The sequence below is a fragment of the Klebsiella sp. GW_Kp182 genome (assembly GCF_040062275.1).
GTDB classification, from domain to species: Bacteria; Pseudomonadota; Gammaproteobacteria; order Enterobacterales; family Enterobacteriaceae; genus Klebsiella; species Klebsiella michiganensis.
In genome coordinates, this window is the sequence record NZ_JBEAFQ010000067.1 from 16900 (window position 1) to 27560 (window position 10661).

Annotated in this window: 10 protein-coding genes; 1 reads left to right on the forward strand and 9 read right to left on the reverse strand. The window is 54.9% G+C overall.

Annotated features, from left to right (window positions below):
* Positions 1-13 precede the first annotated feature (13 nt).
* Complete coding sequence (mdoH, locus tag ABLU88_RS25965) at positions 14-2542, reverse strand: glucans biosynthesis glucosyltransferase MdoH (protein WP_014228826.1); 2529 nt, start codon at positions 2540-2542, stop codon at positions 14-16.
* Positions 2535-4088: a glucans biosynthesis protein MdoG gene (gene mdoG / locus ABLU88_RS25970; RefSeq protein WP_004101027.1), complete on the reverse strand. Its 1554-nt coding sequence runs from the start codon at positions 4086-4088 to the stop codon at positions 2535-2537. The genes mdoH and mdoG overlap by 8 nt, the downstream gene beginning before the upstream one ends.
* 251 nt (positions 4089-4339) lie before the next feature.
* Between mdoG and mdoC the strand changes: the two genes are divergently transcribed.
* Entirely contained in the window at positions 4340-5500 is a 1161-nt protein-coding gene (gene mdoC, locus ABLU88_RS25975) for a glucans biosynthesis protein MdoC (protein ID WP_004849851.1), read from the forward strand.
* A 35-nt stretch (positions 5501-5535) separates the two neighbouring features.
* On the opposite strand, the gene ABLU88_RS25980 is transcribed toward mdoC, so the two are convergent.
* From ABLU88_RS25980 to ghrA, 7 genes are all read right to left on the reverse strand, one after another.
* Entirely contained in the window at positions 5536-6126 is a 591-nt protein-coding gene (locus ABLU88_RS25980) for a TetR/AcrR family transcriptional regulator (protein WP_004849849.1), read from the reverse strand.
* A 46-nt stretch (positions 6127-6172) separates the two neighbouring features.
* On the reverse strand, positions 6173-6727 hold the full coding sequence (gene ymdB / locus ABLU88_RS25985) for an O-acetyl-ADP-ribose deacetylase (RefSeq protein WP_014228822.1): 555 nt from the start codon (positions 6725-6727) through the stop codon (positions 6173-6175).
* Positions 6728-6816: 89 nt separating this feature from the next.
* The gene (locus ABLU88_RS25990; protein ID WP_014228821.1) at positions 6817-7122 is read right to left on the reverse strand and encodes a type 1 fimbrial protein; all 306 of its coding nucleotides are present in this window, start codon (positions 7120-7122) and stop codon (positions 6817-6819) included.
* 289 nt (positions 7123-7411) lie between these two features.
* Positions 7412-7903, reverse strand: coding sequence for a DUF1097 domain-containing protein (locus tag ABLU88_RS25995; RefSeq protein WP_014228820.1), 492 nt, complete (start codon positions 7901-7903; stop codon positions 7412-7414).
* A 103-nt stretch (positions 7904-8006) separates the two neighbouring features.
* Positions 8007-8561, reverse strand: coding sequence for a molecular chaperone (locus ABLU88_RS26000; RefSeq protein WP_014228819.1), 555 nt, complete (start codon positions 8559-8561; stop codon positions 8007-8009).
* A gap of 22 nt (positions 8562-8583) precedes the next feature.
* Positions 8584-9321, reverse strand: coding sequence for a phosphatase (locus ABLU88_RS26005; RefSeq protein ID WP_025106900.1), 738 nt, complete (start codon positions 9319-9321; stop codon positions 8584-8586).
* Positions 9322-9406: 85 nt separating this feature from the next.
* The gene (gene ghrA / locus ABLU88_RS26010) at positions 9407-10345 is read right to left on the reverse strand and encodes a glyoxylate/hydroxypyruvate reductase GhrA (RefSeq protein ID WP_348838495.1); all 939 of its coding nucleotides are present in this window, start codon (positions 10343-10345) and stop codon (positions 9407-9409) included.
* Positions 10346-10661: the final 316 nt, after the last annotated feature.

Here is a 10661-nt window from a genome sequence, read left to right on the forward strand (position 1 = left end):
CTTAACGTACGGCTTACTTCGTTTTTAACGCCAGCGGATTCAACGTCAGTTGCTGATAGGCGCCGACCCACGAAGAGTATTTCTCCGGTGCGGCCCACACGCGATAGTGCAAGCGTGACATCGTGACCGGGTCGCTCAGCAATACCAGACGACGATCGCGGTTTAGTTTATCCGGCGTCTCGTTCAGCGCCTGCTCAACGTGACGTTCGCGGGCGATATCCAGAATATGCCCGTGACGGTGGCGCGCGGTGGCCATCGCCGTTGCCAGCGCGTTAAACGACGGGTTAAATACCGCATGCATAAAGCCGTCGTCCAGCGAACGCTGACGGTTAAGCGTCAGGTAAGCGTCAGTATCTTTAAGCACCTGCGGCGGGGAGTACTCTTCCGGGATCAGGAACAGCTTCCAGCGTTTAGTGCGCAGGCCGATGGTGGCGCGGCTGGAAATAGCCGACACGAACGGCGACAGAATCAGCGACACCACAATCGGCGCCAGCCAGAACAGGAAGCGCAGATCCAGCCATGCCATGCCCACCGCCCAGACCAGACCCAACAGCATCTGCGAGCCGTGACGCATAAACGCTTCGCCCCACGGGGTAGAGTCGTCATCACGCTGCGGCGAGTTCCACACCACTTCCCAGCCGAGGAACGCGCTGACCACAAACACGGTATGGAACAGCATACGCACCGGCGCCAGCAGCACCGAAAAGAGCACCTCCAGCAGCAGAGAAAGGGTCACGCGGATAAATCCGCCGTACTCTTTTGGCCCTTTACACCACACCAGGATAATACTCAGCAGCTTCGGCAGAAACAGCAGCACCATGGTGGAAGCAAACAGGGCAATGGCCAGCTCCGGACGCCACTGCGGCCAGACCGGGAACAGCTGCCGCGGCTGCAGAAAGTACTGCGGTTCGGTCAACGCATGCACCACCTGCAGGGCAGTTGAGAGCGCAAGGAACATAAACCACAGCGGCGCCGACAGGTATGACATCACGCCGGTCAGGAACACCGCGCGGTGAACCGGGTGCATCCCTTTAACCAGGAACAGGCGGAAGTTCATCAGGTTCCCCTGACACCAGCGGCGATCGCGTTTCAGCTCGTCCAGCAGGTTCGGCGGCAGCTCTTCATAAGATCCGGGGAGATCGTAAGCAATCCAGACCCCCCATCCGGCGCGACGCATCAATGCGGCTTCGACGAAGTCGTGCGACAGAATGGAACCCGCGAAGTTACCCTCACCCGGCAGCGGCGCGAGGGCACAGTGCTCAATAAACGGTTTCACCCGGATAATGGCGTTGTGTCCCCAGTAGTGCGACTCACCCAGCTGCCAGAAGTGCAGCCCGGCGGTAAACAGCGGGCCGTAGACGCGGGTGGCAAATTGCTGACAGCGAGCATACAGCGTATCCATGCCCGACGCGCGAGGCGATGACTGGATGATACCGGCATTCGGGTTCGCTTCCATCAGGCGCACCAGGCCGCTCAGGCACTCACCGCTCATGACGGAGTCGGCATCCAGCACCACCATGTAGCTATACTGGCTACCCCAACGGCGGCAGAAGTCATCAATGTTACCGCTTTTGCGCTTCACGCGGCGGCGGCGGCGGCGATAGAAGATCTGCCCTTCGCCCTGCACTTCGGCAATGAGCTCCATCCACGCCTTTTGCTCTGCCACGCAGATATCCGGATTGTAGCTATCGCTCAGGATATAGACATCAAAGTGCTCGGCGTTGCCGCTGGCCTTTACCGACTCCCAGGTCGCACGCAGGCCCGCGAATACGCGGTCAACGTCTTCGTTGCAGATCGGCATGATCAGCGCCGTGCGATGCTCCGGGTTCAACGGCTCATTGCCGACGGTCGAGGCTGAGATACTGTACTTATCACGCCCGATGAGCAGCTGCAGGAAGCCCATCAGCGCGGTCCAGAACCCCGCTGAGACCCAGCAAAAAAGCACGGCGAACAGGATCAGGATCCCCGACTGCAGCACATAGGGCAGCAGCTGCATAAAGGAGATCCACAGGTTCTGCCCCACCATATCCGCCGGGTTAATCAGCGCCCAGCCCTGGTAGGGCAAAATGGTTTTCATGTACCACGTCGCCACCACGGTCTGCGCCAGCGTCAGCAGCAGCAGAATGTAGCGGCGGATAGAGCCGACGGTACGCCATTTCTGCTCGCTCTCCTGCTCTTCCTGGCTCAGGCGAGAAAGATAGCGCGGCGTCACGTCGCGTCCGCGCAGCCGATCCCAGAAGCGCCCGACCGGGTTAGTCCGCCAGGGGTCCGGAAACATGGAGGAGCGTTTTGCTTTCGGCATGGCGTTGAGCTGAGTGCGCCCTTCGTCATCCTTAACCAGCTGGTTACCGGCCAGTGAATCTGGCCAGCTGTGCTCCAGCCGCGATTTTACCGACCCCAGCGGGGAGTCGTCTTCGCGGTGGTAAACGTGATGTTCAGCGTCCAGTGCTTGATGTACGGCCTGCAGACTTGCGTCAGGTAACGCGCGTTTTTCTGCATCCGACAGCGGCAATGCGTCGATGTACTTCGTTATCTTATTCATTGGCAGGCAGCTGATAGCTCCAGGTTTCGCTCAGCGTCTGGTCGGTATTGACCAGGGCTGCGCGCATATCCGTGGTTTTCTTAGGATCTTTCACTTTGACGCGCAGGATCATACGCCAGCCTTTCGTTACTGGGTTGTAGCGCACGGTATTTTCGACGATTTCAGCGTTATCGCCGATGCTGGCCTGGGCAGTCACTGGCGTATCTGCGGGCAGCTTTTTCATCTCGGCGCCGGTGAAATCGACAATAAAGGCAATGGTGCCATCAGGCTGGCGGATCAGATTCGATTGCTTGACGTCGCCGGTAGAACGGCGGGTCTGCATAACGTAAGCGTTATCCGGCGCATGCAGTTTGTCTTCGTCACGGCTGAAAGTGATGGTGTATTTGAAGTTCATCTCTTTGCCGGGTTCCGGCAGCTGATCCGGCGTCCAGTAGGTGACGATGTTATCGTTGGTTTCATCGTTGGTTGGGATCTCGACCAGTTCGATTTTCCCTTTACCCCAATCACCTTTCGGCGTAATCCACGCGCTTGGGCGCAGATCGTAGCGGTCGTCGAGGTCTTCAAAACGCGAGAACTGACGGCCGCGCTGCAGCAGGCCAAACCCCTGCGGGTTTTCCATTGCGTAGCTGCTGACGGCCAGGTGTTTCGGGTTATTGAGCGGACGCCAGATCCACTCACCGTTACCGGCAAGAATGGACAGCCCGTTGGAGTCGTGCAGCGCCGGGCGGTAGTTGGTGGTCGGAGACGGCTGATGCGGCCCGAACAGGAACATGCTGGTCAACGGCGCCACGCCCAGTTTACCGACTTTGTCACGCAGATAGACCTTAGACTGCACGTCCACCACGGTATCGCGACCGGGCATGATCACAAAGCGATAGGCGCCGGTTGCGCGCGGGGAATCAAGCAGCGCATAAATCGTCAGGCGTTTATCGGTGGCTTTAGGACGCTCAATCCAGAACTCACGGAAGCGCGGGAACTCTTCTCCGGACGGCAGCGCGGTATCGATAGCCAGTCCGCGGGCAGAAAGCCCATATACCTGGCCCTGACCGAGCACGCGGAAATAGCTGGCTCCGAGCATGCTGACGATCTCATCGTTCTTGTCTTTGCTGTTGATCGGATACAGAACCTTAAAGCCCGCAAAACCGAGGTCTTTAACCGTGTCTTTATCGTGCTGAACGTTGCCAAAATTAAAATAGTCCGGGCTATATTTAATTTTACGTACGCTGGTTGCCGTCACTTCATTAATGGTGACCGGCGTATCGAAATACATACCCTGGTGATAAAACTCGAGCTTGAACGGGCTTTTCAGATTATTCCAATAGGCTTTGTCGTGATTAAACTGAATTTGCTGATAGTCCGCATACTTCATGTCGCGGAAGGCAGAGGGCAGGTTACTTTTAGGCGCTTCAAAGCCTTTGCCGGCTAACGTTTGTGCCTCTTTTGCGACGTCATCAATGCTGAATGCCCATGCAGATGAAGTACACAGGGACAACATTACGGCTGCGCTTAACCAACGCATTTTCATCATCTGTGGTTTATGTTTCATATAAGTAAGCACTTCCCCCTTTGTGTGCTTAAATCGATCCGATCTATTTTAATGGAAACTCAGGCATTCCGACAACATAATCCCTGCATTGTTCGGCATCGCGGCACAGGGAATACACAGTTACTGCCCCGTTTGCACTTTGCGTGCTTATCCTGGAGACAGTTAACCAGAGTTCATGTAGGGTTGCAGAGAATTTAAACGTTATCACGTTGAGTGATAAGACGAATTGTCTGAGAATGTAGTGATATTGTATGAATAATACTCCGGTACAGCGTGAATATTTTTTCGATAGCATCCGCGCCTGGCTGATGCTATTGGGCATCCCTTTTCACATTTCGCTCATTTACTCCAGCCACAGCTGGCATGTTAACAGCGCCGAGCCCTCGTGGTGGCTGACGTTATTTAACGACTTCATCCATGCCTTTCGCATGCAGGTCTTCTTTGTGATTTCCGGCTATTTTTCCTACATGCTTTTTCTGCGCTATCCGCTGAAAAAATGGTGGAAAGTACGCGTTGAGCGCGTCGGCATTCCCATGTTAACGGCGATCCCGCTCCTGACCCTGCCGCAGTTTATTATGCTGCAGTACGTCAACGGTAAAGCGGATAACTGGCATACGCTGTCAGGCTATGACAAGTTCAACACCCTCGCCTGGGAGCTGATCTCTCATCTGTGGTTTTTGTTGGTGCTGGTGGTCCTGACGTCGCTGGGCGTGGTGATGTTCAAATGGCTGACGCGACCGCGTTCTGCCGCTGCGCCCACCTTTGGTGACACCGTCACATTAGGCCAGCTGTCGATGATTTTTCTCGCTCTGGGCGTGCTGTACGCGGTCATCCGCCGCACTATTTTTATCCTCTATCCGCCCATTCTCAGCAACGGTCTGTTCAACTTTATCGTGATGCAGACGCTGTTCTATCTGCCTTTCTTTATCCTGGGCGCCCAGACGTTTATTAACGCGCGGCTGAAGACGATGTTCACGACTCCCTCGCCGTGGTGCTTTGTGGCGGCTTTACTGGGATTTATCGCCTACCGACTGAATCAGCAGTACGGCTCGGGCGATGGCTGGATGTACGAAACGGAGTACGTGATTACGATGGTGCTGGGGCTATGGATGGTCAACGTGGTCTTTTCGCTTGGCCACCGTTTGTTAAATTTCCAGTCCGCGCGGGTGACCTACTTCGTCAACGCATCGCTATTTATCTACCTGGTGCACCACCCTCTGACCCTGCTCTACGGGGCATGGATAACCCCGGTCATTCAATCAAATACCCTTGGATTTATCACCGGGCTGGTTTTTGTTGTCGGGATTGCACTGGTGCTGTATGAAATTCATCTGCGGATACCGCTGTTGCGCTTTCTTTTTTCCGGAAAATTCCAGCAAAAGACGGCTAAGCCGCAAATTTCCGCCAGTTAAAACAGGGCGCTGCTGTGTGGAACGCACAAGCAGCGCTATTTTTGCGCAAACAACAGCTGAAAGACATCGCGGTACAGGCTCTCCATCGCCGCTTTATCTACCGTCGGAGCCGTCGCCAGGTCGCAACGGTATGCCGCCCCTTCCGTTAATATCGCGATAAATTCGCAGGCGACGCTAATTTGCTCCGCGGTCATCTCAGGATGGTAGTGGCGGGTAAGCCGCCCGCCCTCCTCTTTCAGGCGACGATCGGCCTGGATCATAATTTCACGCAGGCGCGGATTTCGGGACGCCTCGGCGTTAATTTCCATCAGCAGATAATTATCGTTTTTCGTAGACTCGGTCGCGGGGAGCACGCCGGCTAAAACTGAAGCCATGCGGGCTAAATCATGATTCCCGGCAACCATTTCGCCCACTCTGGCATTCACGATCTCGCTGACGATAACTTCGATGATCTCTTCTTTGCTGGCGAAAACGCGATATAGCTGGCCTACGCTAAGGCCAGCCTGACGCGCAATATCCGCTACGGAGGCGCCATGCAGGCCCTTTTCCGCGAAACATTTTTGTGCCGCGGCAACAATTTCCATCCGGCGAAGCCGTTGTTTTTGTAGAACCTTCCCTTCAGTCACCGATGACTCTCCCGTTATGATAGTTTCCCACCTTCGCAGGAAACTATCATATCTTATTCTGATGGCCGAGTTGCGCGCGACTCGCCTCGAGTAATTGGGTATAGATGCCGGCGGTTTCGCTATCAAAACAAACGAAATAAACGCGCTCCAGCGGATTGTAGCGAGTGAGAAAGGCAGTTACCGTCCGCACGGCTATCTCCGCGGCGGCCTGTTTAGGGTAACCATATACGCCGGTGCTGATAGCAGGAAATGCGATGGATCGGTAATTATTTGCCGAGGCCAGCAGCAGGCTATTTTTGTAAACGTCAGCCAGTAATTCCGCCTCCTGCCTGTCACCGCCGTGCCAGACCGGCCCTACGGCGTGAATCACCGCGCTGGCGGGCAGATTTCCTGCCGCCGTAATCACCGCATGGCCCGGCGGACACTCTCCCTGCTGTTGCCGCACAACTTTGCAGGCAGCCAGCAGTTCCGGCCCTGCCGCGCGGTGAATCGCCCCGTCCACCCCGCCGCCGCCAAGCAGCGACGGATTAGCCGCGTTGACGATAACATCGACCTCAAGCCTGGTAATATCGCCGAGAACCACTTCAGGTTGAACAGCCATTTCTCCTCCTGTCGGCATACGTCTTGAAAGGAATACAGGAGGATAATATGGCACGATAGCCCCCGGGGCGAAAGCCCGGGGGCAGAGGGTTACCGATAATCAACATCCAGAATGGCGAGGGTCCGTTGCGGATTAATATAGCGTAATTGCGCAGAACGGATATTTTCGTTGCGGATATTCCCTTTCTCAAGCTGCTGAGCGGAAATTTTAATCGTCTCCGCCCGCGGGCAATCCATAATAACCTGATTATTGATTGCATCGAGCTGGCAGGGTGCTTCCACCACCCGTCCGTAAAAATGGACGACGCCAGCCACGGTCTGTTCGGCGATCGCAGGGCTAATAAACGAGGGTAATATAAACAGGGCTGCAAGCGAAGCATATCTAATTGTTTTCATTATAAAACTCCTCTGCATATCGGTATAGCTACTGAAGAGCACCAGCCATCCATGAGTGCGACGAGTTAATTTTTTTTACTTCAATTTAATTATATTAACAATTTAAAAACAAAAAATATCATTTGTTTAAATGTGCTAACAAAATCGATTCACTAACTCCCGGTACAGTTAAAGTTGCGGATATATAAGGAAAAACAAAATGGCGGGAAGATTTATGATGAGGTAATACCTGGCAGCAAAAACAGCCAAAGAGCCCGACGGGCTCTTTGGTGATGAAAAGTGGGATAGGTTAAAAAGATTCGCGACTTTGATTAGCCAGAGATTTATTTTTCTCCGCCCGGGTCGCCAGCCACAGGCCGCTATTTTTCATGGCATAGCCAAATACCAGGCCCAGCGCGAGTGAAGGCACAACTAAACGCCAGTCGCCGCCGGCGGCAAACGTCGCACACGCGCCGATAAAAGTACCCGGCACAAAAGAGAGAATCAGCTGGCGCGCCTGGATACACATCAAAAACGCCACGACGCCGGTCATGATATAGCTAACCACTTCCAGCTGCGGCGCCAGCGCGCTACCGTGAATAATCACCAGCGCCCACACCACGCCGCTCATGACCGTACAGGTCGAAATAAGCAGCCCTTTTAACCCACCTTGCGGACAGGCAAAGTAAGCCGTACAGCCGAGGAAACCTGCCCAGCTCAGCAGACCCAATGCGACCGCCACCCATCCCCAGATACCGGAGAGAATGCCCGTCGTTAATGCGATTGCGAAGAGTATGTTCATGGCGCGTATCATAGCAGAAACGCGCCCGTCAAATGCGACACGGAACACACTAAATGAAATTAAGAATGCTTTGTTGCAAATAAATTGTGATCTTAATCACAATTTATTGCTCATTTTCTTCCTGCAGCTCATCCCACATAGCGGAGAGGGCTTCACGAGTCAGCGGGGCCATGGCGCGCCAGAACGGCGTGGTTGCATGGGCTTCAACTTTGCCCAGGAACTCGCCGCACCACGGCAGAATATACTCAGCGAACAGGGTTTCCAGAACGTCGCTTTCATCTTCCGGCGCGTGATCTTCCAGCCACGAAGCGGCCAGCAGCAAGGAGCCTAAATGATCCGCCGCGCCCTCCCCCGTGGGGACACCATGCGCGCTGAGGAAAGCGCGAACGTCAGCTTCCGTAGCGCCTTCTACCCATGCGCTACGGTATGGCGCCACGCGGCACTCTTCACCGACAAACAGCGCGTTGTATTCGGCGGACAGAGACGGCATATCGCAGCTTTTTTGCAGACGCTCCAGCAGTTCATCCTGCTCCAGCGGCCAGCTTGCTGCCAGCTTCCCTTCGCGAATAAGGGTAAACAGCGGCACCAGCAGCGGGTCCTGCGGCTGACGATAATAGAGAGAGCCCAGCACGCGGCAGAGGATTGAAAACTCGTTCATTCATTTATTCCAGTTATTCAAATTAAAGTTCAGCAAACTCAGGAATCGCAGGCATCCCACGCGATTCAAGAAAATTAAGCAGACGCCGCGGCGTCACGTTAAGAATTCGCTCTTCCGGAAAATCAACAGCATCGAGGATTTTGCGACATTCGCTAAATTCACCAAGCGTGAATGCCGTATGGGAATCCGAGCCCAGCGCAACCCAGCCGCCGGCATCGCGGACGGCCGCGGCAACGGCACGGCAGTTATCTTCGCTGCCAATGCGCGACGAAACGAAGGATGAGTTATTGATTTCCAGCGCCACGTGGTGCTTCGCCGCTGCCGCGGCAATGGCCGGGATATCAACGGGAAACTTAGGATTACCCGGATGGCTAATGATATGCACCGCGCCGCTCGCTATCGTGGCGATCATCGCTTCGGTATGCGTTGCTTTATCCTTTGGAGGAAACACCGGCTCGTGAAAACCGGCAATGATCAGGTCCAGCGAGTTGAGCATCGGGCCGGTACAGTCAATTTCGCCCTGGGTATTTTTGATATTGGCTTCGATACCGCGCAGGATACCAACGCCCTCCACCAGCCGCGGCCAGATACGCATATTAATGAAATGCCAGTAGTGAGGCGCATCGGCCATATCGGGCCCGTGGTCGGTAATGGCAAAAAGTTTGATCCCCTTGCGCTTTGCTTCTGCAATATAATCGTGCAGGGTACTGTAGGCGTGGGTGCTGGCGACGGTATGCATGTGCAGGTCAACAGGATACATCACAATCTCCTTCTCTGTTTGTGGCAAGAATAGCAGGAATCTGCGCCTGTGATCAGCAAAAACCCCGCTCACGCGGGGCTGTCGCTTAGTATCCCAGCTGGCGATCGACCTGCCCGCTGACCGTTTCACCTCGTTCTAACTGACCGATGGTTTTGGCGATATAAGCCATGGCTTCCAGAGGCCGGGTGACGGCGGCAACATGCGGCGTCATCGCCACTCGCGGATGCCGCCAAAGCTGGCTCGCTTCAGGCAGCGGTTCGCGGCTGTACACATCCAGCATCGCGCCTTTCAATTTGCCGCTATTCAGCGCGTCCAGCAGATCGTCTTCCACCACATGAACACCGCGAGCCAGATTCAGCACGTAGCTGTTATCCGGCAGCTGCGCCAGGCGCGCGCTATTAATAATTCCAACGGTTTCCGCCGTGTTGGGCAGCAGGTTTATCAGCACTCGTGTTCCGTTGAGGAACGCATTCAGCTCCTCTTCTCCGGCAAAGCTGGTGACCTGCGGCCAGGATTTGCGGCTGCGGCTCCAGATGCGTAACGGAAAACCCCAGCTTTGCAGGGCTTCGGCCACTTTCGCGCCAAGCACGCCCGCGCCCATGATGCCGATGGTGAAATCTTCACGCTGATACTCCTCCAGCGGCTGCCACCGCGCCTCTTGTTTTAATGCCTGATAGTCATCAAAACGACGGAACCAGTGCAACACCTGGCTCACCGCGTATTCTTGCATCTGCAGCCCCATGCCGGTGTCTTCCAGACGGAACAGCGGAGTTGACAGCGGCAGCATTTCCGGGTGTTCCCGCAGTTTGCTGAGGATTGAATCGACGCCGGCGCCAAGGGCAAAGACGGCTTTAAGCTGGCGGCCCTGGAGCATTTCTACCGGCGGATGCCAGACCAGCGCATAGTCAGCGGGTTGATTATCTCCGGGTTTCCACTCGCGGACGCGCGAGCCGGGCAGCCGTTTTTCCAGTTCCGTAATCCAGAAAGGGGTGTCGAACGTGGGGTGGTAAAAGATGATATCCATAAAGGCTCCTGATAGCTGACGCTGCTGGCAGGTTAGGTTAGCGTCGCGTTTTACTCGTTGTTTTCTATTGGATTGCCAGCATAGCAAATTTCATTCGCCGAGCGTGCGAAAAAGGGAATGGCGATAAAAAAATCGATTTTCGCCCATTTAGGGAGCAAGTTGCTTGAAGTTTGGCTAAACGCGCGATTTTTTAAAAAAGTTGATTGACGGGAGATACGTATTTCCCTAAATTAGCGCCCGTTCCCGGCAACAACGGGAAAGACAATATGGTGAGGTGTCCGAGTGGCTGAAGGAGCACGCCTGGAAAGTGTGTATA

Coding starts and splice junctions, on each gene's coding strand:
- mdoH (WP_014228826.1), bottom strand. CDS start 2,542: ATGAATAAGATAACGAAGTACATCGACGCATTGCCGCTGTCGGATGCA.
- ABLU88_RS25990 (WP_014228821.1), bottom strand. CDS start 7,122: ATGAAAACAATTAGATATGCTTCGCTTGCAGCCCTGTTTATATTACCC.
- ymdB (WP_014228822.1), bottom strand. CDS start 6,727: ATGGCTGTTCAACCTGAAGTGGTTCTCGGCGATATTACCAGGCTTGAG.
- ABLU88_RS26000 (WP_014228819.1), bottom strand. CDS start 8,561: ATGAACGAGTTTTCAATCCTCTGCCGCGTGCTGGGCTCTCTCTATTAT.
- ghrA (WP_348838495.1), bottom strand. CDS start 10,345: ATGGATATCATCTTTTACCACCCCACGTTCGACACCCCTTTCTGGATT.
- mdoC (WP_004849851.1), top strand. CDS start 4,340: ATGAATAATACTCCGGTACAGCGTGAATATTTTTTCGATAGCATCCGC.
- ABLU88_RS26005 (WP_025106900.1), bottom strand. CDS start 9,321: ATGTATCCTGTTGACCTGCACATGCATACCGTCGCCAGCACCCACGCC.
- ABLU88_RS25995 (WP_014228820.1), bottom strand. CDS start 7,903: ATGAACATACTCTTCGCAATCGCATTAACGACGGGCATTCTCTCCGGT.
- mdoG (WP_004101027.1), bottom strand. CDS start 4,088: ATGAAACATAAACCACAGATGATGAAAATGCGTTGGTTAAGCGCAGCC.